This is a genomic window from Lactobacillus sp. PV037 (assembly GCF_014522345.1).
Classification (GTDB): Bacteria; Bacillota; Bacilli; order Lactobacillales; family Lactobacillaceae; genus Lactobacillus.
Genome location: NZ_CP041987.1, coordinates 422847 through 445498 on the forward strand (window position 1 = coordinate 422847; position 22652 = coordinate 445498).

Consider the following 22652-nt stretch of genomic DNA (forward strand, 5'->3'; position numbering starts at 1 on the left):
TTACATTCCAGCTTTGATGATTTTCTTTTCAGCCATTGCTTTTCTAAGGGCAAGCATAGCAGTATAGGTAGATAAAATATAAACTTTTTTAGTAGGAAGAGTAGCAATTTGATCAATTAATGCTTCGTGGTCATCTTTAACAATATTAAGAAGGTCAGGATTGAAACCAGAGACTTCTAAACGAAAGTCCATGTCTTTCCATCGTTGTCCTCCAACTAGTACTTTTTTTATCTTTTCTTTATTTAATCCTTCAAATTCTGCATCCCAAATCCAAGAAGTATCAATTCCGTCAGCATGATTTGCATTTAAAAGAGTTACTAAGGAATAGTCATCTTTTTCGGTGTTTAACATATGCAAAACTTCATCAAGTCCCACAGGGTTTTTAACTAAGATAAGATCAATTTCTTTACCTTTGTAGTTGATTAATTCTTGACGGCCAAAGACACGTTTGTTTTCAGCAAAGCTTTGGGCAACTTCTTCTTCGCTTAAACCATACTCACGAGCAACAGTATAAGCAGCTAAAGCGTTATAGATATTATAGGTACCTCCAATTCCAATATTATAATCTTTATCTCCCATTTGGAAGGTAAGACTATTTGGAGTTTGATTAATAATTTTATTAACACTGTAGTCTAATTCAGGACGCTTATAACCGCAGTTTGGACAGAAAAAATCACCAAGATTTGCATAAACTCGTTCATGATAGTGTAAAACATGATCACATTTTGGACATAGAACACCATCAGTATTAACAGGAGCTTTAAAGTCATTTTCAGGTTGATCATTAGGTAATTTGAACCCATAAAATACCTTTTTATTTGGTAAGTCAACAGATGAGAAAATACTTGCATCTCCATTCGCAATAATAGTTGCATCAGGTGCTAATTTTATACCATCTACAATTTTTTCATAGGTAGTATAAATTTCTCCATAACGATCCATTTGATCTCTAAAAATATTTGTTAGGACAAAAGTTTTAGGATGAAGTAATTTAGTAACCATTTTGACGTTAGCTTCGTCAACTTCTAAAACAGCAATTTTCTTTTTAACTTTTTTGTTTTTATGGGCTAAAAATGCCGTAACAATTCCTTGTTGCATGTTACTTCCGGACGGATTAGTTAAAACATCTCCATACTTTTTCTTGAGAGCTTTAACAATTAAAGAGGTAGTCATTGTTTTTCCGTTTGTTCCAGTAACGATAATTGTTTCATATCCTTTTGCCAGATGGTTGAGGACATTTGGATCAATTTTCATTGCAAACTTACCGGGAAAACTTGTCCCACCTTTTAATACATTATGTAAAAACCAATAAGATGATTTTCCTGCCATTGTGGCAACATTTGATTTAATATTCATTGTAATCCCTCACTTTAAAACTAGCCTTAACTATAACACATCCAAGAAAATAAAACGACTTTTTTATTGAGGGATTTTTTACTATACTTATTAATGCAAGAAGATAAAGGTGAGGTAACTATGGCACAATTATTTTTCCGATATGGAGCAATGAGCAGTGGTAAAACAATTGAAATTTTAAAGGTCGCTCACAATTATGATGCACAAGGACGAAAGATTGCCTTGATGACAAGTGGTCTTGATACGCGTAATGGAGTAGGAAATGTTTCATCACGCATTGGCTTACAAAGAAAAGCAATTCCGATAACAGAAGAGATGAATCTTTTTGACTATATTAAAGAGATGAATAAAAAGCAGATGCAAGCAGATAAAGCAGAAGTGGCTTGTGTATTAATCGATGAAGCACAGTTTTTGAAGCGACATCATGTTCTAGAATGCGCTAAAATTGTGGATGAGTTAAAAATTCCAGTAATGACCTTTGGATTAAAAAATGATTTTCAAAATAACTTATTTGAAGGAAGCGAGAATTTATTGATTTTTGCTGATAAAATAGAAGAAATGAAAACCATTTGTCATTATTGTGGACATAAAGCAGTAATGAATTTACGTGTAAATGAAGGACAGCCTGTCTATGATGGACAACAGGTACAAATTGGTGGAGATGAATCTTATTATCCAGTTTGTCGTTTTCATTATTTTCACCCTGGAGAAAAAAGAATTTAAGAGAGGATTTTAACAATGGATAAAGTTATGGCTCAATTGGAGAGTTTAGTTGGCCACTATGAAGAATTGCAAGAAATGATGGCTGACCCAGAAGTAATTAATGACACTAAACGCTATATGGAAATTTCAAAAGAAGAAGCAGATATGCGTGAAGTTGTTCAAAAGTATCGTCAGTATAAAGCTGATAAAAAGGAAATTGCAGATAATAAAGAAATTATTTCTAATGAATCCGACAGCGATTTAGTTGAAATGGCTAAAGAAGAAAATTCAGAGCTTGAAAAAGAAGTAACAGAACTTGAGGATGAAATCAAAATCTTAATGCTTCCAAAAGATCCTAATGATGACAAAGATATTATTATGGAAATTCGTGGAGCTGCCGGAGGGGATGAAGCATCATTATTTGCTGCTGACTTATTGAGAATGTATGAAAAATATGCTGAAACTCAAGGCTGGAAGGTTTCAATTATTGATTCCGATCCAACTGAAGTAGGTGGGTACAAACATGTGGCCTTAATGATTACAGGAGATAAAGTATATTCTAAGTTAAAGTATGAAAATGGGGCTCACCGTGTACAACGTATTCCAGTAACTGAATCTCAGGGTCGTGTTCATACTTCAACTGCAACTGTAGCAGTAATGCCTGAATATGAACAAGTAGATATTGATATTGATCAAAAAGATATTCGTGTGGATGTTTACCGCTCTTCAGGTGCTGGTGGTCAACACATTAACAAGACTTCTAGTGCCGTTCGTATGACACACTTGCCAACGGGTATTGTAGTGGCTATGCAAGATCAAAGATCTCAACAGCAGAACCGTGAAAAAGCAATGCAAATTTTGAAATCACGTGTTTATGATTATTATGAAAGTCAAAATCAAGCTCAATATGATGCAAAACGTAAAAGTGCTGTTGGTACTGGTGATCGTTCTGAAAGAATTAGAACTTATAATTTCCCACAAAATCGTGTAACTGATCACCGTATTGGGTTGACACTTAATAAGTTAGATCGAATCTTAAATGGAGAACTTGATGAAGTTATCAATGCTTTAGTTCTTTATTATCAAACACAACAATTAGAAAAGATGGCGGAAGAAAATGCCTAGTAATTTTAAGCAAATTAAGCAGAACTTTTTAAAAGAAAATCCTGAAATTCTTCCTGAAGATGTAGACTATGTGTTAGCAGAACGCTTAGACTATACTCCTAGCGAATTTCAAATGCATTTAGAAGATAATTTGACCGCTGAGCAGCTAAAAGTAATTAGACGAGATTTAAAAAAACTTGCTAAGGGAGTTTCTCCTCAATATATTGTGGGATATAGCTGGTTTTTAGGATATAAAATTTTAGTTAAAAGAGGAGTCTTAATTCCTCGTTTTGAAACAGAAGAATTAGTTCTGTGGGCACTTGATAATCTTAGTGAGAACCAAAAGGTACTTGATTTAGGTACAGGATCTGGTGCAATTATGGTAGCTTTGGCAAATAAAGCTAAAGAAAAAAATATTAGTAATTTAACCTTATATGCAAGTGATATATCAGATAATGCTTTACGTGAAAGTGAAGAAAACTTTTTGAATTATGATTTAGATGTAATTACCAGAAAAGCTAATGTACTAATTGGGTTGGAAAAATTTGATCTAATTGTCTCAAATCCTCCCTATATTAAATTAGACGAAAAAAATTTGATGGATAAAAATGTAATTCAAAATGAGCCTGAAGAAGCACTATTTGGTGGAGAAGATGGGTTAGATTTTTATCGTAGGTTTGCGCAGCAAGTAAAAGATCATCTGAATAAAAATGGACACTTTTTCTTGGAATTTGGATTTAATCAGCAAGATGATTTAGCAAAACTTTTTGCCAAAGAATTGCCTGAGTTTGAAATTGAATTTAAGAAAGACTTATCTGGTAAACCTCGAATGGTACATGGGAGATGGAAAAATTAAATGGAAACTAAAATTTTTTCAAAAGATCAACTTGATGATGCAGTTAAGCTTTTGAAGAGAGGCGAATTAGTTGCCTTTCCAACTGAAACTGTTTATGGTTTAGGTGCGCTTGCGACTGATGAAGTAGCGGTAAAAAATGTTTATGCAGCCAAAGGACGACCAAGTGATAATCCTTTAATTGTGACTGTCTCTAATCCTGAAATGATGGCAAGATATGTGACACAAATCCCTGAAGTAGCTGAGAAGTTAATTAACCAATTTTGGCCTGGTCCTTTAACAATTATTTTGAAAGTAAAAGAGGGGGCATTACCTAATGCAGTTACTGGGGGCTTGACGACAGCTGCTTTCCGCAATCCCCAAGATAAATTGACGCAAGAATTAATTAGCAAGCTTGATGCACCAATTGTCGGACCTTCTGCTAATACTTCAACTAAACCTAGTCCAACAACTGCTGAACATGTTTTCCATGATTTAAATGGTAAAATTGCAGGAATTGTAGATAATGGACCAACTGAAATTGGTCTTGAATCCACTATTATTGATCTTTCAGTAGAAACTCCTGTGGTATTACGACCTGGTGAAATCACTCCAGAGCAACTAAGTGAAGCATTAGGACAAGCGGTTTTAATGAATAAAGGCACTACTCAAACTAAGGGCGTTCCTAAAGCACCTGGAATGAAATACCGTCACTATGCACCAAGTGCACCAGTTTATATTGTGGATGATGTAAAAGATTTTGAAAAAATTGTTTATAATAACCAAGTTGGTGTAGCAGCCTTAAGCAATGTATTAAAAAATATCGAAGCTAATAATACTTTTAATTTGGGCGAGAATATTGATGAAGCAGCTCATAATCTTTTTGGAGCTTTGCGTTATTTTGATGAACAAAAAAATATTAAAAAAATATATGTTCAAGGTTTTCAACAAGGGGATATTAGTGCAGCTTATATGAATCGCTTGACTAAAGCAGCAGCTGGACACCATTATTTTAATAAATAAGATAAGCTTTTAAATAGTAAGTGAGAGATGCTATTTAAAAGCTTTTTTCTTTAAATTTAAAGCGTCACTAATAAGTAATTCTGTTAAAATATTTATCAGAACAAACATTAATTTATACAGGAGGCTATTATGGGAAAATTTACTGTTTTAAATCATCCATTAATTCAACACAAATTGACCATTATTCGTAAAAAAACAACTGGAACTAACGAATTTAGACAAATTGTTGGTGAAATTGGTGGGTTAATGGTATATGAAATGACACGTGATTTACCATTAAAGAATGTGGAAATTGAAACCCCAATGGGTAAGTCTACTCAAAAAGAACTAGCAGGTAAAAAGTTGGTAATTGTTCCTATTTTACGTGCTGGACTCGGGATGGTAGATGGAGTTTTACAAATGATTCCTTCAGCTAAAGTTGGACATATTGGAATGTACCGTGATGAAGAAACATTGAAGCCACATGAATATTTCTTTAAGATGCCTGCAGATATTGAAGAACGTGATTGTGTAGTAGTTGATCCAATGCTAGCAACAGGTGGTTCAGCTATTATGGCAATTGATGCTTTAAAAAAGCGTGGTGCTAAAAATATTCGTTTGGCTGTACTCGTAGCAGCTCCTGACGGAGTAAAAGCTGTGCAAGAAGCTCATCCAGATGTAGATATCTATGCGGCAGCAGAAGATGAAAAGCTAATGCCTAATGGTTATATTTACCCTGGATTAGGTGATGCCGGTGATCGTTTGTTCGGCACTAAATAACAAATCTATCTAAATATACTTTTGATTTTGTTAGATTTTGGTGTTATCATTTTAATTGTGTTTGAGGTATTCAGCACAAGAAGGGAGGTCACGAAGTGGGTGAAAAATCTGTTGTTGTTGGTATCGGAGGTTTGAATTTTAATCTTACTAACTGTTTAGGTGGGACACTAGTTGCCCTTGCTGTGTTCTTTTTTGTTTATTATCTTTCAAGAAAAATAAGCATTAAACCAACAAAAAAGCAAAATATGCTCGAGTATTTAATTGATTTTACAAATGACATTGTCAAGTCAAATGTAGAAGATGAAGATGCTCAAAAGCACTTATCATTGTATGCTTTTACCTTATTTTTATTCATCTTTATGATGAATCAGTTAGGTTTGTTTTTCGAATTCTCTATCAACGATCACATCCTTGTGAAATCACCAACTGCCAACCCAACTATTACAATGACGATGGCAATGATGACATTGCTTTTAGCATTTAACTTTGGAGTACAGAAATACGGTGTAAAAGGCTATCTTGTTAGTTATGCAAAGCCAGTTGGCTTCTTGCTTCCAATTAACTTGATTGAAGAGTTTACTAACTTCTTGACGTTATCACTACGTCTATACGGTAATATTTATGCTGGTGAAGTTTTGTTAACATTGATTGGAAATCGCCTGGCAAAAAGTGGTGGTCTTTGGACAGTCATCGCTTCGGCACCATTGACACTTGTTTGGCAAGGCTTCTCTGTCTTTATTGGCTCTATCCAAGCATATGTATTTGTAACTTTATCTATGGTATATATCGGAAACAAAGTTACAGAAGAATAATTTTCGGAGGTTTTTTATATGAAATACATCGGTGCAGCTATCGCTGCTGGTTTAGCTGCCTTAGCAGCTTCATATGGTAACGGACAAGTTATCTCAAAAACTATTGAAGGTATGGCAAGACAACCAGAAGCAGCTGGTAATTTAAGAACAACTATGTTTATCGGTGTTGGTTTGATCGAAGCTGTTCCTATTTTGGCAATTGTGTTCGGTTTCTTAATTCTTTTTATGTAATATACGTGAAAAAAGAATTTCGTAGTTACTAGAAAGAAGGGTAATCAAATGCAATTTATGTTTGCAGCCTTAAAGTTAGAGCTAGGTGACACATTCTATTACCTCTTTATCTTTGCTGTCCTTCTTGTTTTAGTTAAGCATTTTGCTTGGGGTCCAGTGACAAGCATGATGGAAAAACGTCGTGAAAAGATTATCACTGATATTGAACAAGCAGAAGATGACCGTAAAAAAGCTGAATTATTAGCTAATAAGCGGGAAGCAGAGCTTAAGAACTCAAGACAAGAGGCAACACAGATTCTTTCTACTGCAAAGAGTAATGCGGAAAAAACAAAAGCATCTATTATTAGTGATGCTGATACTGAAGCTGCCGCAATTAGAAAAAAGGCTACTGCTGAAGCTGCTCAAGCTAAAACAGATGCCTTAAATGAAGCTCGGGACCAAGTAGCTGATCTTTCAGTGGCAATTGCAGAAAAAGTAATTGCTAAGAATTTATCTGCTGCAGATCAAAAAGACTTGGTAGATCAATTTATCAAGGGGCTGAATGATTAATGTCTTTAAGTAGAGAAGAAATTGCTGCTAGATATAGTAAAGCTTTGTTTGAATATGCTCAAGATACAGATTCTTTAGAACAAGTTTATAGTGATATGAATGCCTTAGAACAAGCAGTGAAAGAAAATCCAACTGTTATTAATCTATTGGCAGATCCTATTTTGTCCACAAAAGAAAAAGAAAAATTCTTAGCTACTATTTCAGAAGATTTAACACCTGAAAGTAAAAAGTTTTTAGAATTTTTACTTGCATACGGTAGATTTAATAACTTTGTTGAAATTATAACAAGTTTTGATAATCTTTATGATCATTACAAAAATATTGCTACAGGAACTGTAACAAGTGCAGTTAAATTAACAAAGACTGAATTAAGTAAAATCTCACAAGCTTATGCAAAAAAGTATGGGCTAAACGATTTGATTTTAACAAATAAAGTTGAACCTAGTATTCTAGGCGGTGTTATTCTCCAAGTAGGAGATCGTATTATTGATGGTTCAATTAGAACCAAATTGCAACACATTCGTGAGCAATTATTAAAGAGTAAATAAAAGAGGTGAAACCATTGAGCATTAAAGCCGAAGAAATTAGTGCTTTGATCAAGAAACAGCTTGAAAACTATGATGATAAGCTCAACGTCGACGAAGTAGGAACTGTTACCTATGTCGGTGACGGTATCGCCCGTGCTCACGGCTTAAATGATGCACTTTCTGGTGAATTATTAGAATTTTCAAATGGTTCATACGGTATTGCTCAAAACCTTGAAGCTAATGATGTTGGTATCATTATTTTAGGACAATTTGACAATATTCGTGAAGGTGATCAAGTTAAGCGCACAGGCCGGATCATGGAAGTTCCTGTAGGAGATGCCTTGATTGGACGTGTAGTTAATCCTTTAGGTCAAGCTGTTGACGGTTTAGGTGAAATCAAGACTGATAAAACTAGACCTGTAGAAAGTAAAGCGCCAGGTGTTATGGATCGTCAATCTGTAAATCAACCTTTACAAACAGGTATTAAGGCAATTGACGCATTAGTGCCAATTGGTCGAGGACAACGTGAATTAATTATTGGGGATCGTAAGACAGGTAAGACTGCCTTAGCCCTTGATACAATTATTAATCAAAAAGATCAAGATGTAATTTGTATTTATGTTGCCATCGGTCAAAAGGAATCAACTGTAAAGAATTCTGTTGAAACCTTAAAACGTTTTGGAGCAATGGATTATACCATTGTTGTAGAAGCTGGACCAAGTGAACCAGCTCCCATGCTTTATATTGCACCATATGCAGGTACTGCAATGGGTGAAGAGTTTATGTACAATGGTAAGGACGTTTTAATCGTTTTTGATGATTTAAGTAAGCAGGCTGTTGCTTACCGTGAACTTTCCTTGCTTTTGCGTCGTCCACCTGGTCGTGAAGCTTATCCAGGGGATGTTTTCTACTTACACTCACGTTTATTGGAACGTAGTGCAAGATTGAGTGAAAAACTTGGTGGCGGTTCAATGACTGCATTACCATTTATTCAAACTCAAGCTGGTGATATTTCTGCTTATATTCCTACTAATGTTATTTCAATTACTGACGGACAGATTTTCTTGGAAGCAGATATGTTCTTTGCTGGAACCCGTCCTGCCGTAAATGCCGGAGAATCAGTTTCTCGTGTTGGTGGTAGTGCACAGATTAAAGCAATGAAAAAAGTTGCAGGTACTTTGCGTGTGGATTTAGCTTCATATCGTGAACTTGAGAGTTTTGCCCAATTTGGTAGTGATTTAGATCAAGCTACTCAAGCAAAATTGAATCGTGGTCGTCGGACAGTAGAAGTATTAAAACAACCACTTCATAAAACTTTGCCAGTTGAAGATGAAGTTTTAATTCTTTACGCATTAACCCATGGATTTATTGATTCTATTCCAGTTGAAGATATTCAACGTTATGAATTAGAATTGTATTCATTCTTTGCAAGTAATCATGAAGATTTACTTGATGTTATCCGTAAAACTGGTGACTTACCTGATGAAGATAAACTTAATGAAGCTTTAAAGAACTTCAATGAAGGTTTTTCAATCAGTAAGAATTAAACGAGGAGGTTATTGCAATGGCGGAATCTCTCCTTGAATTAAAAAGAAAGATTGCTTCAATTCAGAAAACTGGGCAAATTACGGAAGCTATGAGAATGGTTTCTGGAGTTAAGCTAAATAAAACTGAAAAGATCGATCAAGGTTATACAGTTTATAATGATAAGATAAGAGCTACTGTGTCTCACTTAATGAGTTCTCAAATTGTTAATTCAGTGGGTGCAAGTGAACTAAGTAGTGAAAAAATCTCTTCATTAGATTATGCCCATATCTTTAACTTAGGTACAATGGGCTCTTTAATCCAACATCGAAAGAATATTAAATCAACTGGTTACTTAGTAATCAGTGGCGATCGCGGATTAGTGGGATCCTATAATAGTCAAGTTATCAAAAATATGATGAGTATTTTTGGAGATGATAAGGTAAACGGCAAAGATACAAAAATTTTAGCTGTAGGTAGTGTAGCAGCTGACTTTTTTAAAAAGCAAAATTTAAACGTTGTTTATGAATACAGCGGAATTGATGATGTGCCAACTTATGATCAAGTTAAAGATGTGGTAGAAACAGCTGTAAAGATGTATTTAAACGGCGTTTATGATGAGTTATATGTATGTTACACTCACCATGTTAACACCTTAACTTCTGCTTTTAGAGTAGAAAAGATGTTACCAATTTCTGACATTGATATTAATGAGCAAGAAGAAATGCCAAAAGATTACCTTATCGAACCAAATATTAATGAAGTTCTAAAGGCTGTTTTACCTCAGTATGCAAAATCAACAATTTTTGGGGCTATCTTAGATGCAAAAACTGCTGAACATGCCAGTTCAATGACAGCAATGCAAAGTGCCACTCAAAATGCGGAAGATGTAGTATCTGATTTGAAGACAAGATTAAACAGAGCAAGGCAAGCACAAATTACTACCGAAATTACTGAAATTATCGGTGGAGCAAGTGCTTTAGAATAAAATAGAAAAGGAGGTAGATGGTTTGAGTAAAGGCGAAATTGTTCAAGTTGTTGGACCAGTTGTTGACGTAGAATTTCCAATTGGAAAAGATTTACCAGCAATTAACAATGCGTTACACGTAAAAAATGATGAAGGTAAAACTATTGTTCTTGAAGTAACTCTTGAACTTGGTGATGGAGTATTAAGAACTATCTCAATGGAATCTACCGACGCTTTAAAACGTGGAATGGAAGTTGAAGATACAGGTGCTCCAATTTCTGTGCCAGTTGGTAAGCCAACACTAGGACGTGTATTTAATGTTTTGGGTAATCCAATTGATGGTGGCCCAGCTTTAGAAGATGTTGAACGTGAAAGTATCCACAAAAATGCTCCAAAGTACTCAGAATTAAGTACTAGTGAAGAAATTTTAGAAACAGGAATCAAGGTTATTGATTTACTTGAGCCTTACGTTCGTGGTGGTAAAATTGGTTTGTTTGGTGGTGCCGGTGTTGGTAAAACTACTATCATTCAAGAATTAATTCACAACATTGCTCAAGAACATGGTGGTATTTCTGTATTCACAGGTGTTGGAGAAAGAACACGTGAAGGGAATGACCTTTACTTTGAAATGAAGGCATCTGGAGTTTTAGCTAAAACTGCCATGGTGTTTGGTCAGATGAATGAACCGCCTGGTGCCAGAATGCGGGTTGCATTAACTGGATTAACAATTGCGGAATACTTCCGTGATGTTGAAGGATTAGACGTATTATTATTTATTGATAATATTTTCCGTTTCACTCAGGCTGGTTCAGAAGTTTCTGCCCTATTAGGTCGTATGCCAAGTGCCGTAGGATATCAACCTACTTTGGCAACTGAAATGGGACAATTACAAGAAAGAATTACTTCTACTAAAAAAGGATCAATTACTTCAATTCAGGCTGTTTATGTGCCTGCCGATGACTACACTGACCCTGCTCCAGCAACAACTTTTGCTCACTTGGATGCAACTACTAACTTGGAACGTAGTTTAGTAGATAAGGGTATTTATCCAGCGGTAGACCCACTTGAATCTACTTCAAGTGCCTTAGATCCAGAAATTGTTGGAGAAGATCACTATCATGTGGCTGTTGAAGTGCAACACATTTTACAACGCTACCAAGAATTACAAGATATTATTTCTGTGTTAGGTATGGATGAATTATCTGATGAAGAAAAATTAATTGTTGGTCGTGCAAGAAGAATTCAGTTCTTCCTTTCACAAAATTTCTTTGTAGCGGAACAATTTACTGGAGTTCCAGGATCATATGTACCAATTAAGGAAACTATTAAAGGCTTTAAGATGATTATTGATGGTAAACTTGATGATCTTCCTGAAGATGCCTTTCGTGGTGTTGGTCCGATTGAAGATGTAATTAAGAAAGCTAAGGAAATGGGAGTAACTCCTAAAGATCCTGAAGCTCAAGCAATGTTAGAAGAAGCAAAGTAAGGTGATGCGCAATGGCAGAACCAGAAAATAATCTTTTAACCGTTACTGTAGTTACACCTGATGGAATTATTTATTCACATCATGCCACAATGTTAGTGATGAGATCGGTGGATGGTGAGTTAGCAGTTATGCATGACCACTTACCATTAATCACGCCATTAACAATTAGTGAAGTAAAGGTAACACGTGATCATGCAATGAATGATCGAGTAGATCACATTGCGGTTAACGGAGGTTACGTAGAATTTTCTAATAACGTGGCTACTATCATTGCTGATAGTGCAGAAAGAGCTAGAAATATTGATGCAGCACGTGCTCAATTAGCTAAGCAAAGAGCTGAAGAGAGCATTAAACAAGCTCAAGCTGAACACAATGATCGTGAAATGCTTGAAGCAGAAGTTGCATTAAGACGTGCTGTGAATAGATTACATGTACGTGAAAATTACAATGAGTAAGCAGTAAAAGAGACCGAGAAATCGGGCTCTTTTTCTTTATAAAATAGAGGAATCGTCCATGAAACAAGTAGGCGCACACGCTTTAATAACATTAATAACTTATTTAGTAACAATTGGAATTTCTTTTAGAATAGTTCGTTCATTAAGAGTAGATAGACTTTTTAAAAAGGGACATACAATAGAAATTCAAATATTTTTAATTTTTTTAGCGATTAGTATAGGGTATTTGGTAGGACAATTTTTGATAACTTTAGTGGATCAATCAGCAGCTTTGAGTTTACTTTTTTAAGGAAAGTATTAAAAAAATCGAAGTTTAAGCAAATTCTTAAAGTGAGGCTAATTTTGTGTTACAATTTTAATGATAAAATATTGGAGGCTCAAACGTGGCAAGAGATATAGGAATCGATTTGGGAACAGCAAATGTTTTAATTAATGTGGCAGGAAAAGGAATCGTATTAGATGAACCTTCTGTAGTTGCTGTTGATACAAAAACAGATGAAGTAGTAGCAGTCGGAAATGACGCTTATGAAATGGTGGGACGTACTCCGGGCAATATTAGAGTTATTAGACCTTTAAAAAATGGAGTAATTGCGGACTTTGATATTACTGAAACAATGTTAAAGTACTTTTTAGAAAAGTTAAATGTTAAAGGGGTAATGTCCAAACCAAATATTTTAATTTGTGCTCCAGCAGGAGTAACCTCTATTGAACAAAAGGCAATTATCCAAGCTGCTGAAAAGACAGGTAGCGGACAAGTGTACCTTGACTTTGAACCAAAAGTAGCAGCTGTAGGGGCAGGACTGGATATTTTTAAACCCCAAGGTAATATGGTAATTGATATTGGTGGAGGTACAACTGATATTGCAATTTTATCAATGGGTGAAATTGTAACTTCACGTTCTCTTCGTTGGGCTGGTGACAAAATGAACCAAGCCATTATTAATTACGTAAAAAATGAAAAAAACTTACTTATTGGTCAACGGACAGCAGAGCAAATCAAGAAAGAAATTGGATACGCATTTAAGGCCGACGAAGCTAAAAAAATAGATATCCGTGGTCGTGATATAATTAATGGATTACCTAGTACAGTAACAGTTACTGCGCCTGAGATTCAAGGTGCTTTAAATGATGGGTTGATGTCGATTATTGATGCAACTAAAGAAGTACTAGAAGAAACCCCACCAGAACTTTCTGCTGATATTATTGATCGTGGAATTATGTTGACTGGTGGAGGAGCACTTTTAAAGAATTTAGATAGTTTAATTTCATATTACCTTCAAGTACCAGTTTTAATAGCAGATAATCCACTTGAAGCAGTTGCTGAAGGAACTGGAATCTTATTAGAGAATATTGAGCAACATAAGAAGCGTTAAGATGGAAAAATATTTTAATTCAGAAGTATTAAAAAACACTTTTAGAAAAATTGGAAAATTAATTTTATACCTTTTACTGGTAGTGATAGTTATGGCATTTATTGGATGTGCTTTTTCAGGTACTAATCCATTTGCTATTTTCTTTCCAACTACTTGGATAAAATTATTCAATTTCTTAAGTTAAATTATGAACAAAATTTTAATTGCATTTGTACAATTTTATCAACTAGCAATTTCTCCCTTATTGCCACCTAGTTGTCGGTATTATCCGACTTGTTCTTCATATATGATTACTGCTTTGAAAAAACATGGAGCTTTTAAGGGAACACTAATGGGAGTAAGTCGTATTTTGAGATGTAATCCATTTATTAGGGGAGGTGTGGATCCAGTACCAGATAAATTTACTTTAAGAAGAAATCCTCATCCAGAGAGATATATGGATCCAATTATTGCTAGATCATTTTATAAAAAATCGTCAAAAAAGAATGCTGAAAACCATTTTAAAATTTAAATGTTAAAATACTAGTTTTCCCGATAAATTTCAAAAGGAAATAGGAGAATATTTATGTCACGAAAACAACAAAATATTGAAATCGAAGTTAATGAAAAAAAGGGTGTGGCCATTCCAACCTGGGAAGTGGTAATACCTGGCAAACAATCAATTGGTATTATTGAACAAGTTGAAGAACGTTATCATGTAACTTCTACTAAAAACAATCACAGTCTTTATTCGAAGACCTTGGAAAGTGCAATTAATGAGTTACTATCTTACTTTACTTTACACGAAAAATAGTTGAGGCTAACGTATGGCACAAGTTGAAAAAAAGCCAGCTTGGTATGAAAGAATAGCATGGGGAATAGTAATTCCTGTTGTCCTTTTAGCAATAATCAGTTTATATACGATTTGGATAGCTGCTGCTAATGATCCCTCTATGGGATCACCACTAAAAACCGTAGTTAGTCAAGGAATTTGGTATCTGTTATCTGCTGGATTAATTGTATTAGTAATGCAATTTGATTCTGAACAACTATTTAAGATTGCACCATATATTTATGGGATAGGAATTATTTTATTAATAGCAGTTCTTTTCTTGTATAATCGACAAGTTGCAGCTGATACTGGAGCTAAAAGTTGGTTTAAATTAGGACCCCTAACTTTTCAACCATCTGAAATAATGAAACCAGCTTTCATTTTGATGTTAGCTAGAGTGGTAGAAAGACATAATAATCGGTATGCTCATACTATTCGAAATGATTGGATTTTATTAGCAGAGATTATTGGGTGGTTATTACCTGTAGCCATTTTATTGAAACTTCAAAATGACTTTGGGACCATGTTAGTATTTATTGCAATTGTAGCTGGAGTTGTTTTAGTTTCAGGGATTTCTTGGAAAATTATTATTCCAACTTATGGTATTGTAGCGCTAATTGGTATCATAGCAATAACGTTGGTAGTTACACCCAGTGGACAAGAAATATTGACTCACTTTGGATTTAAAGCTTATCAGTTTCAAAGAATTAATGCTTGGTTAAATCCAGCTGAGGATACTTCTTCAGGAGCCTACCAATTATGGCAAAGTATGAAAGCAATTGGTTCAGGTCAACTCTTTGGAATTGGCGCTGGAAAATTAAATGTTTATGTTCCTGTTCGAACATCTGATATGATTTTTTCCGTAATTGGTGAATCATTTGGATTTGTAGGAAGTTGTGCATTAATTTTAATTTATTTCTACTTGATTCTTCAGATGGTAAAAATTACTTTTGAAACAAAAAATGCTTTCTATTCATATATTTCAACTGGAATTATTATGATGATTTTATTCCATGTTTTTGAAAATATTGGAATGGGGATTGATGTTTTACCATTAACAGGGATTCCACTTCCGTTTGTATCCCAAGGGGGGTCAGCCTTACTAGGAAATATGATTGGTGTTGGGCTAATTCTTTCAATGAAGTGGCACCATCGTGATTATATGTTTAGTACAGCTGGTGACTTTTAAATTAGAATCAAAAATTAAAAGGCTAAGTGATCTGAATCACTTAGCCCTTTAATTTTGCATTTAATTGTTATTTTCAATATCAATCTTTTGAGCATCTCGATGACGAATTACTAAAACATCGCATTCAGCAGTACGAGTTACATATTCAGTAATGCTACCAATCAAGAGACGTTCGACAGCATTTAAACCAGTAGCTCCAATGATTATTAAATCGATATTATGCTTTTCTGGAAATTGATGAGCTAAGATATTCTTTGGAGATCCATACTCAATTGAGTACTTAACATCTTTGATCCCAGCATCAATTGCTTCTTGATAATACTTTTTGATTCTTTCTTCAGAATCTTTAGAAACTTGTTCGACCATTGCAGAATCAAAGCTAGATACATCTTGAAATGCACGAGTATCAACAACGTGAACAATATTTAATGTAGCATCATTTCGTTTGGCTACTTCAACAGCACGCTTGAAGGCCATCTTTGCTTCATGAGAGCCATCAACTGCAACTTGAATGTTTTTATATTGTTTTAACATAATGATTACCACCTTTCTACTATATTTTACCAAAAATATCCAATTTTGATTAAGAGTTTAGACTTGTAAAGCGAAAAGAAAAGTAGGTCATAATTAAGGCACTAACCCCAAGCGTAATAAAATTATACATTTTTGGGAGGGTGAAAGTAATGATGATACCCACAAAGCCCATAATAATCAATAAAATTGCTGTTAATTTGATTAAGTGTTTAATTTTGTCATTTTGACTAATATTAAAAATTAAAAATTTTTCTTGGTTAAGTGCAAAGAAAAAGTACCAAGCTGTTAAAAATAGAAAGATGACAAAGATAATCATTAAAAATTTAATTGCCACAATGAAAGTCCTCGCTTATTAAAAAAGTTGGTGATATGGAAAAAGCGGCTTGGGAGCCGCTTTGAAAGTTCTTAATAATCTGAGTTGATGGAACATATAATGACGCTTGTTGAACCCGCATAGTTCATTAAATTGAATCTGTGTCGCAGCGAATATAGATTCTAGGACAAAGCTAGCATTCTGATTCGGATGTTATTCACAGACTCCCACGTCTAAAATTTGACCGGTCAACTTAATTATTATTATGCGCGATCAACTCAGACAATAAATATTCTAGCAGATAATAAAGAGATGTCAATCATCTTGCTTTGATTTTAACCCATCTTTTTGAAGCTTTTTCAATCGTTTATATTGACGCTTGAAAGCTTCTTCAAACTTGGAATTTCCCTTTGGATTAAAGTATTGGGTATTTTTTAGACTAGTGGGAAGGTACTGCTGCGCTACCCAGTCATTGGGATAGGAGTGAGGATAAAGATAGTTAACTCCGTGACCAAGTTTTTTTGCCCCCTTAAAGTGCGCATCTTTTAAATGTGGAGGAACAGGTGAAATTTTTTTCGCTCGAATATCTTCTAAGGCTTGGTCAATTGCAAGAATCCCACTATTACTTTTTGGAGATAAGCAAAGTTCAATTACGGTATCTGCTAAAATAATACGGGCTTCTGGCAAGCCGACGCTTTGAGCGGCTTGTACACTAGCCACTGTGCGTTGACAGGCTGGCATGTTTGCTAGCCCAATATCTTCATAAGCAATAACTAAAAGACGGCGACAAATTGAAATTAAATCTCCTGATTCACAGAGTTGGGCCAAATAATAAATAGCTGCATCAGTATCTGAACCACGAATTGACTTTTGAAAAGCAGAAATAAGATTATAGTGACTGTCTCCATTGGCATCATAATCTTGACTTTTTACCTGAAGAGAATTGGCTATTGCATCTTGATCAATTATTAATTGTTTCTTATCATTATTTATCTCTCTATTTTCTTGATAGGTAGAAGTGACGGCTAATTCGAGGCCATTAAGAGTGGCTCTAAGATCGCCGTTTCCTGTATTGATCAATAATTTTCGAGCGCTTGCTGTTAAATGAGGATGATATTTACCGAGCCCATCTTTTTCATCTTTTAGGGCACGATCAATTGCACGAGAAACATCCGCTTCCTCTAAGCGTTGTAGTTCAAAGATCTGAGTTCTTGATCTAATGGCCGGAGAAATAGAGATGTAAGGATTCTCTGTAGTAGCACCAATTAAGATAACTTGCCCAGATTCTAATAACGGAAGTAAAAAATCCTGTTTTGTTTTGTCGAGGCGGTGAATTTCGTCTAAAAGTAAAACAACTGTTCCACTCATTTTTGCTTCTTCAGCAACAATTTGAAGATCTTTTTTAGTATCAGTAGCAGCATTAAGCGTTCTAAAAGCATATTTAGTAGATCCAGCAATTGCGCTAGCGATACTGGTTTTACCAATGCCAGGTGGTCCATAAAGAATCATTGAAGAAAGAAGTTTTGCCTCGACCATTCGCCGAATAATCTTCCCAGGCCCAACTAAATGATGTTGACCAACAATTTCGTCAATATTAGTAGGGCGCATCCGATAAGCTAAAGGTTTCATTTTTTTCCAAATAGTCTTTCTAATAAACTTTTTTTGTGAGGCTTAGGAGACTCTAAACCTTCACCACCGATTGAAGGAGCGAAGACTTGGTTAATTTCAATACGCATCCTATTAATGGCAACTGGAGAAACGACAAGTAGGCCAGTAGCATCTGGCTCATCTTGAGCAGTGTTATCATTAATCATTGTGAACTTAACATCATTTTTAGAACAAAGGGCCATTACTTGTCCAATGAAACCATTTTGAGGCATTTTTCCGTTAATTAAAATTGAATATGACTTAAATTCATCAAAGTGTTCAATAAAAATCTTTTGCCATTTAGGATCTTGAACTTGTGATACCGTCATTCTTAAAAAAGTTCTCTCTCTTAATGAGCCTAAAAAACGGCGACGTTCATCCGGTTTAGTTTGAAGACTGCCGTGAGAGGATTGCTCTAAACGTTGATTTAAATCTTCACTCATAATTATTACCTCGATTCTAATTTCTATGTATAGTGTAGCAAGAATTAATGAATTAACAATAAAAAAGCTCTTCCCAGGTGAGGGAAGAGCTTTTGAAGCAATAATAAAATTAAAGCTTCTTGTTGTACCATTCAACAACAAGTGATTCGTTGATTTCTGGTTCCATTTCATCACGTTCTGGAAGACGTACTAAAGTACCAGTCATCTTAGATTCATCAAATGAAACAAATGATGGACGAGAAACAGTTGCTTCAAGAGCATCCTTAACTTGTTGTAAGTTCTTTGATTTTTCTCTTAAAGTAATTTCGTCACCTGGTTTAACTTCGTAAGATGGAATATCAACACGCTTACCGTTAACTAAAATGTGTCCGTGGTTTACAAGTTGACGAGCTTGTTCTCTAGTAGTTGCTAAACCAAGACGGTAAACGATGTTGTCTAAACGACTTTCAAGTAAGGCCATGAAGTTAACACCGTGCTTACCTTCACGAATCTTACCTGCGCGAATGAATAAGTTTTGGAATTGACGTTCATTTAAACCGTACATCCAACGTAACTTTTGCTTTTCTTTTAATTGTAAGCCGTATTCAGAAACCTTAGCACGGTTATTAGGACCGTGGTCACCAGGTACATAGTTACGACGACTTAATTCTTTACCAGTTCCTGAAAGTGAAATACCTAAACGTCTTGAACGCTTCCAGCTTGGGCCAGTATATCTTGACATAAAATATCCTCCATAAAATAGTTAATAATTTCTGGAGTAAAATATAAGGAATAAGTTCAACATTCGTGCATCTTAAGTTGCATATTTCGCCCAGTGCAGCGCGGGTTACTCGTTCACTAAACTCGTCTTAAGATGTTGACGTTCTTGTCACTTATTGCTGCAAATATTTTACACGGATTCCATTATAACTACTAAAAAGCGGAAAAGCAAGTTTAATTAGTAAAAATCTTCTTAACTATAGCCTGTGGAAGTTACTTATTTTTGCTATAATAAATAGTAATAGTTTTTGGAGGGATTTTATGGCAACAGGAACAATAATCATTATTTTATTACTTATTATTTTAGTTATTGCGGCCGTGAGTGTGATTGGGATCAATAAAACAAATCTCAAAAAAATTGAGCAGCTCCAAAGAATGCGCGCAAGTTTAACCAATCCTACAATTGATGAGGAAATTAAGCGTCTTGAAAAGATGGAGTTAGCAGGGAAGAGTTTAGAAACTTTTAATAAGTGGAAGAAAAAATATAATCGTGTTGAAAATATTGACCGAGCTTCCTTAGATAAGCTTTTAAAAGAAGCTAAAATCGAAAATGGAAAATATAGCTTATTTAAAGCAAATAAATTAATTCGTAAATCACAAGAGTTAGTGCAAACTGCTCAGGAAGACTTAAAGGGAAGTGAGAAGGCTTTTGGTGAGCTTTTAGAGTCAAATCGTGATAACCAAAAACAAAATGCTGCTTTACTGAAAGACTATCAAGCTTTGAGAAAAGAAGTGTTAGCTCAGTCTTATAATTATGAAGTAGCTTTAGATAAAATTGAAGATGAGTTATCAAGTATAGGGAAAGATTTTGATGCAGTTAAAAATCTTTCTGCTCAAGGAGATCACGTAGAAGCTAAGCAAGTTTTAAGTAAGATTGCTGAAAAACTAGGTGTTTTACAAAAGGAATTACCAAAAGTTAAGCAATTTGATAAAGATTTAAAGACAACTTTCCCAGAGCAATTAAATGAGATTAGTACCACTTATAAACAAATGCGCAAAGATAAATTTATGATTAAGGAGGTTTCCGTTCCTGAAGAAGTAAAGAATCTTTATAACCAAATTGACCATAATTTAGATGTTTTGGGAAATCTTGATATTGATGCTGTTGAAAAAAATAATGAAATGATAGCTAGTCAAATTGATAATCTCTATAATATTTTGACAAAGGAATTTAAGGCTAAGCCATTTATTGAAAAGAACCAAGATAAGATTGTGGATCTTCTTGCTCATGGGGCTAATGCATCAGCTAAGTTAGTTAAGAAATTAGAACATATTGATGAAAGTTATGAATTAACTCACGGTGAATTACAAGAAGCGAAAACTTTGGAAAGTGAAGTAAATCACTTGAATGTTGATTTTGGAACAGATACCCAAAAGCTAGCGGATGGAGAAGGAGTTTATTCAGAAATTGAAAATAAATGGCTGACGCTTTTGAAAAAGCTGAAACAAATTGAAAAAAGAGAAAATGAAATTTCTCAAGATGTGGATGGACTCTATGGAGCCGAACAAATTGCTAATGATTCAATTGAAAAATTTAAGCAAGAGGTTTCAGTAGTTTATCGTCGTCTTGAACGTCGTCAATTGCCAGGAAAGCCTGAAAGTTTCGTTCAGCTATATACTTTAGTAATTAATGAAATTAAAAAGACCAGTGAAGAGCTCCAAAAAGTTCGCATCAATATGGAACATATTTCTGAACAACTTATTCAAATTCAGGAAGATATTGATCGGTTGAAAAAAGAAGCAGAGACAATTTCTTCAGCAGCTGATATGGTGGAATTGATGATGCAATATTCTAATAAGTATCTAAATAATCCAGAAATTAAAAAGGCGCGTAAAGAAACTTTTGATCTTTACCAAAATAAATATGAATATCAAGAGGCACTTGATGTCATTGGAACAGCTTTAGAAAAAGTAGAGCCAGGCGCTTTTGAACGAATTGAAAATGAATATTATGCTGATCAAGAAGAAAATAAAAATAACGAAGATTTTGACGAAGAATAATTGCAGTTTTTGTTAAAATAAGTTATTATCTACTATACAATAGTAAGTGAACGACCATTCTCATGGTCGTTTTTTGAAGGAGAACAGATTTATGATCTATTTTGATAATAGTGCAACAACACAAGTTTATCCTGAAGCACTAGACACTTTTAATAAGGTAACTAAAGAAATTTGGGGAAATCCTTCAAGTTTACATAAGTTAGGGGATCGTTCCCATCAGTTATTAGAGGCCTCACGAAAGCAAATTGCTAATCTTTTAGGAGTAAAACCTTATGAAATCTTTTTTACTTCAAGTGGGAGTGAATCAGATAACTGGGCAATTAAAGGGACAGCGCAAGCAAAGCGAGAATTCGGTAATCATATCATTACGACGAGCATTGAACATGCAGCTGTGACGAATACGGTGAAAGCTTTAGAAAAACAAGGTTTTCGTGTTACAATGCTTCCAGTTGATAAGAATGGTTTTATTAATCCTGAAGATTTAAAAAATGCTTTAGATCGTGAAACCATTTTAGTTTCGATTATGGGAGTAAATAATGAAATTGGCTCAATTCAACCAATTCAAGAAGTAAGTGAAATTCTGGAAGAGTATCCGAATGTAACTTTTCATGTTGATAATGTCCAAGCACTTGGTAAAAATATCTGGGATAAGGTTTTTACACCCAGAGTGGACTTAATGAGTTTATCTGCTCATAAGTTTCATGCACCAAGAGGTACAGGAATTATGTACAAAAAGACCGGTAAGATGGTTGACCCACTAATTGATGGGGGTGGTCAAGAAAAAGGCCTACGTTCAAGTACTGAAAATTTGGCAGGAATTGCTGCAACAGCAAAAGCAATGCGGCTGTATTTAGAAAATGAAGAAAAAAATGCTCAGCGTGAAGCTAGTGTGAAAAATAGAATTGTTGATTATCTAAAGGACAAGCCAGGAATTCAGATTTTTTCACCTGTAAGCGAAAACTTTGTTCCAAGTATTCTTTGTTTTGGTTTAGAAGGTATTCGAGGGGAAACTTTAGTCCATACTTTAGAAGCAAAAGATATTTTTACTTCGACTACTAGTGCATGTTCATCTAGAAGTGAAGTTGAAAGTGGAACTTTAAATTCAATGAAGGTTCGAGATGATATTGCTACTGGGGCGATTCGTTTAAGTTTTGATCCAAGTAATACTATTGAGCAAGCAGATAAATTTATTGCAGAATTTGATAAAGTTTATAAGCATTTTGCTGAAATTAATCATTTAAAGTAAGGAGGCAGC

27 protein-coding genes are annotated in these 22652 nt (G+C 34.6%); 21 read left to right on the plus strand and 6 right to left on the minus strand.

Going from position 1 to position 22652, the window contains the following annotated elements; genetic code table 11:
- Positions 1–1356: a Mur ligase family protein gene (locus FP435_RS02500; protein WP_265484203.1), complete on the minus strand. Its 1356-nt coding sequence runs from the start codon at positions 1354–1356 to the stop codon at positions 1–3.
- A gap of 120 nt (positions 1357–1476) precedes the next feature.
- Here FP435_RS02500 and FP435_RS02505 point away from each other — a divergent pair, with 120 nt between their 5' ends.
- The 19 genes from FP435_RS02505 to FP435_RS02595 all read left to right on the plus strand — a co-directional run bounded on the left by FP435_RS02505 (position 1477) and on the right by FP435_RS02595 (position 15700).
- Positions 1477–2079: a thymidine kinase gene (locus FP435_RS02505; protein WP_265484204.1), complete on the plus strand. Its 603-nt coding sequence runs from the start codon at positions 1477–1479 to the stop codon at positions 2077–2079.
- Positions 2080–2094: 15 nt separating this feature from the next.
- Positions 2095–3183: a peptide chain release factor 1 gene (gene prfA / locus FP435_RS02510; protein ID WP_265484206.1), complete on the plus strand. Its 1089-nt coding sequence runs from the start codon at positions 2095–2097 to the stop codon at positions 3181–3183.
- Positions 3176–4018 (plus strand): peptide chain release factor N(5)-glutamine methyltransferase, encoded by an 843-nt coding sequence (gene prmC / locus FP435_RS02515; RefSeq protein WP_265484207.1) that lies wholly within the window; start codon positions 3176–3178, stop codon positions 4016–4018. Before prfA ends, prmC begins: the two co-directional genes overlap by 8 nt.
- Complete coding sequence (locus FP435_RS02520) at positions 4019–5017, plus strand: L-threonylcarbamoyladenylate synthase (protein ID WP_265484208.1); 999 nt, start codon at positions 4019–4021, stop codon at positions 5015–5017. It abuts the gene before it with no gap.
- Between the two features lie 129 nt (positions 5018–5146).
- Entirely contained in the window at positions 5147–5776 is a 630-nt protein-coding gene (gene upp / locus FP435_RS02525; RefSeq protein ID WP_265484209.1) for a uracil phosphoribosyltransferase, read from the plus strand.
- Positions 5777–5871: 95 nt separating this feature from the next.
- Positions 5872–6588 (plus strand): F0F1 ATP synthase subunit A, encoded by a 717-nt coding sequence (atpB, locus tag FP435_RS02530; protein ID WP_265484210.1) that lies wholly within the window; start codon positions 5872–5874, stop codon positions 6586–6588.
- An 18-nt stretch (positions 6589–6606) separates the two neighbouring features.
- Positions 6607–6819: a F0F1 ATP synthase subunit C gene (gene atpE, locus FP435_RS02535; protein ID WP_265484211.1), complete on the plus strand. Its 213-nt coding sequence runs from the start codon at positions 6607–6609 to the stop codon at positions 6817–6819.
- A 48-nt stretch (positions 6820–6867) separates the two neighbouring features.
- Positions 6868–7368 carry a F0F1 ATP synthase subunit B gene (gene atpF / locus FP435_RS02540; RefSeq protein ID WP_265484212.1) on the plus strand — a complete coding sequence of 167 codons (501 nt, stop codon included), beginning with the start codon at positions 6868–6870 and terminating at the stop codon, positions 7366–7368.
- Positions 7368–7916, plus strand: coding sequence for a F0F1 ATP synthase subunit delta (locus FP435_RS02545; protein ID WP_265484213.1), 549 nt, complete (start codon positions 7368–7370; stop codon positions 7914–7916). Before atpF ends, FP435_RS02545 begins: the two co-directional genes overlap by 1 nt.
- 14 nt (positions 7917–7930) lie before the next feature.
- Positions 7931–9442 carry a F0F1 ATP synthase subunit alpha gene (gene atpA, locus FP435_RS02550; protein ID WP_322555905.1) on the plus strand — a complete coding sequence of 504 codons (1512 nt, stop codon included), beginning with the start codon at positions 7931–7933 and terminating at the stop codon, positions 9440–9442.
- Positions 9443–9459: 17 nt separating this feature from the next.
- Positions 9460–10407 carry a F0F1 ATP synthase subunit gamma gene (locus tag FP435_RS02555; protein ID WP_265484215.1) on the plus strand — a complete coding sequence of 316 codons (948 nt, stop codon included), beginning with the start codon at positions 9460–9462 and terminating at the stop codon, positions 10405–10407.
- Positions 10408–10429: 22 nt separating this feature from the next.
- On the plus strand, positions 10430–11872 hold the full coding sequence (gene atpD / locus FP435_RS02560) for a F0F1 ATP synthase subunit beta (RefSeq protein ID WP_265484216.1): 1443 nt from the start codon (positions 10430–10432) through the stop codon (positions 11870–11872).
- Positions 11873–11883: 11 nt separating this feature from the next.
- Entirely contained in the window at positions 11884–12327 is a 444-nt protein-coding gene (locus FP435_RS02565) for a F0F1 ATP synthase subunit epsilon (protein WP_265484217.1), read from the plus strand.
- 58 nt (positions 12328–12385) lie between these two features.
- The gene (locus FP435_RS02570) at positions 12386–12616 is read left to right on the plus strand and encodes a DUF1146 family protein (protein WP_265484218.1); all 231 of its coding nucleotides are present in this window, start codon (positions 12386–12388) and stop codon (positions 12614–12616) included.
- A gap of 94 nt (positions 12617–12710) precedes the next feature.
- A complete protein-coding gene (locus FP435_RS02575; protein WP_265484219.1) occupies positions 12711–13700 on the plus strand; it encodes a rod shape-determining protein in 990 nt (329 codons plus the stop codon).
- Between the two features lies 1 nt (position 13701).
- The gene (locus tag FP435_RS02580) at positions 13702–13884 is read left to right on the plus strand and encodes a DNA-directed RNA polymerase subunit beta (protein ID WP_265484220.1); all 183 of its coding nucleotides are present in this window, start codon (positions 13702–13704) and stop codon (positions 13882–13884) included.
- Between the two features lie 3 nt (positions 13885–13887).
- Positions 13888–14211: a membrane protein insertion efficiency factor YidD gene (gene yidD / locus FP435_RS02585; RefSeq protein WP_265484221.1), complete on the plus strand. Its 324-nt coding sequence runs from the start codon at positions 13888–13890 to the stop codon at positions 14209–14211.
- Positions 14212–14265: 54 nt separating this feature from the next.
- Entirely contained in the window at positions 14266–14493 is a 228-nt protein-coding gene (locus FP435_RS02590; protein WP_265484222.1) for a DUF2969 domain-containing protein, read from the plus strand.
- Positions 14494–14506: 13 nt separating this feature from the next.
- Positions 14507–15700, plus strand: coding sequence for an FtsW/RodA/SpoVE family cell cycle protein (locus tag FP435_RS02595; RefSeq protein ID WP_265484223.1), 1194 nt, complete (start codon positions 14507–14509; stop codon positions 15698–15700).
- Between the two features lie 60 nt (positions 15701–15760).
- Here the strand turns inward: FP435_RS02595 and FP435_RS02600 are convergent, their stop codons facing one another.
- From FP435_RS02600 to rpsD, 5 genes are all read right to left on the minus strand, one after another.
- Positions 15761–16234, minus strand: coding sequence for a universal stress protein (locus FP435_RS02600; RefSeq protein WP_265484224.1), 474 nt, complete (start codon positions 16232–16234; stop codon positions 15761–15763).
- A gap of 49 nt (positions 16235–16283) precedes the next feature.
- Complete coding sequence (locus tag FP435_RS02605; RefSeq protein ID WP_265484225.1) at positions 16284–16568, minus strand: hypothetical protein; 285 nt, start codon at positions 16566–16568, stop codon at positions 16284–16286.
- A gap of 294 nt (positions 16569–16862) precedes the next feature.
- Positions 16863–18176, minus strand: coding sequence for a replication-associated recombination protein A (locus FP435_RS02610; RefSeq protein WP_265484226.1), 1314 nt, complete (start codon positions 18174–18176; stop codon positions 16863–16865).
- A complete protein-coding gene (locus FP435_RS02615; protein ID WP_265484227.1) occupies positions 18173–18637 on the minus strand; it encodes a YueI family protein in 465 nt (154 codons plus the stop codon). Before FP435_RS02615 ends, FP435_RS02610 begins: the two co-directional genes overlap by 4 nt.
- 109 nt (positions 18638–18746) lie before the next feature.
- Positions 18747–19358, minus strand: a complete 612-nt coding sequence (gene rpsD, locus FP435_RS02620) for a 30S ribosomal protein S4 (RefSeq protein WP_265484229.1) — start codon at positions 19356–19358, stop codon at positions 18747–18749.
- A gap of 299 nt (positions 19359–19657) precedes the next feature.
- Between rpsD and ezrA the strand changes: the two genes are divergently transcribed.
- Together ezrA and FP435_RS02630 are read left to right on the plus strand one after the other, a co-directional pair.
- Positions 19658–21397, plus strand: coding sequence for a septation ring formation regulator EzrA (ezrA, locus tag FP435_RS02625; protein ID WP_265484231.1), 1740 nt, complete (start codon positions 19658–19660; stop codon positions 21395–21397).
- A gap of 91 nt (positions 21398–21488) precedes the next feature.
- Positions 21489–22643: a cysteine desulfurase family protein gene (locus tag FP435_RS02630; RefSeq protein WP_265484232.1), complete on the plus strand. Its 1155-nt coding sequence runs from the start codon at positions 21489–21491 to the stop codon at positions 22641–22643.
- The last annotated feature ends 9 nt before the right edge of the window (positions 22644–22652 follow it).

Bases quoted from the DNA above. Each gene is read 5' to 3' on its own strand.
- rpsD (WP_265484229.1), bottom strand. From the start codon at position 19,358: ATGTCAAGATATACTGGCCCAAGCTGGAAGCGTTCAAGACGTTTAGGT.
- yidD (WP_265484221.1), top strand. From the start codon at position 13,888: ATGAACAAAATTTTAATTGCATTTGTACAATTTTATCAACTAGCAATT.
- FP435_RS02555 (WP_265484215.1), top strand. From the start codon at position 9,460: ATGGCGGAATCTCTCCTTGAATTAAAAAGAAAGATTGCTTCAATTCAG.
- FP435_RS02630 (WP_265484232.1), top strand. From the start codon at position 21,489: ATGATCTATTTTGATAATAGTGCAACAACACAAGTTTATCCTGAAGCA.
- FP435_RS02505 (WP_265484204.1), top strand. From the start codon at position 1,477: ATGGCACAATTATTTTTCCGATATGGAGCAATGAGCAGTGGTAAAACA.
- FP435_RS02545 (WP_265484213.1), top strand. From the start codon at position 7,368: ATGTCTTTAAGTAGAGAAGAAATTGCTGCTAGATATAGTAAAGCTTTG.
- prmC (WP_265484207.1), top strand. From the start codon at position 3,176: ATGCCTAGTAATTTTAAGCAAATTAAGCAGAACTTTTTAAAAGAAAAT.
- upp (WP_265484209.1), top strand. From the start codon at position 5,147: ATGGGAAAATTTACTGTTTTAAATCATCCATTAATTCAACACAAATTG.
- FP435_RS02610 (WP_265484226.1), bottom strand. From the start codon at position 18,176: ATGAAACCTTTAGCTTATCGGATGCGCCCTACTAATATTGACGAAATT.
- atpE (WP_265484211.1), top strand. From the start codon at position 6,607: ATGAAATACATCGGTGCAGCTATCGCTGCTGGTTTAGCTGCCTTAGCA.
- FP435_RS02520 (WP_265484208.1), top strand. From the start codon at position 4,019: ATGGAAACTAAAATTTTTTCAAAAGATCAACTTGATGATGCAGTTAAG.
- FP435_RS02500 (WP_265484203.1), bottom strand. From the start codon at position 1,356: ATGAATATTAAATCAAATGTTGCCACAATGGCAGGAAAATCATCTTAT.
- FP435_RS02590 (WP_265484222.1), top strand. From the start codon at position 14,266: ATGTCACGAAAACAACAAAATATTGAAATCGAAGTTAATGAAAAAAAG.
- FP435_RS02600 (WP_265484224.1), bottom strand. From the start codon at position 16,234: ATGTTAAAACAATATAAAAACATTCAAGTTGCAGTTGATGGCTCTCAT.
- FP435_RS02570 (WP_265484218.1), top strand. From the start codon at position 12,386: ATGAAACAAGTAGGCGCACACGCTTTAATAACATTAATAACTTATTTA.
- FP435_RS02565 (WP_265484217.1), top strand. From the start codon at position 11,884: ATGGCAGAACCAGAAAATAATCTTTTAACCGTTACTGTAGTTACACCT.
- atpF (WP_265484212.1), top strand. From the start codon at position 6,868: ATGCAATTTATGTTTGCAGCCTTAAAGTTAGAGCTAGGTGACACATTC.
- FP435_RS02580 (WP_265484220.1), top strand. From the start codon at position 13,702: ATGGAAAAATATTTTAATTCAGAAGTATTAAAAAACACTTTTAGAAAA.
- FP435_RS02595 (WP_265484223.1), top strand. From the start codon at position 14,507: ATGGCACAAGTTGAAAAAAAGCCAGCTTGGTATGAAAGAATAGCATGG.
- FP435_RS02615 (WP_265484227.1), bottom strand. From the start codon at position 18,637: ATGAGTGAAGATTTAAATCAACGTTTAGAGCAATCCTCTCACGGCAGT.
- ezrA (WP_265484231.1), top strand. From the start codon at position 19,658: ATGGCAACAGGAACAATAATCATTATTTTATTACTTATTATTTTAGTT.
- prfA (WP_265484206.1), top strand. From the start codon at position 2,095: ATGGATAAAGTTATGGCTCAATTGGAGAGTTTAGTTGGCCACTATGAA.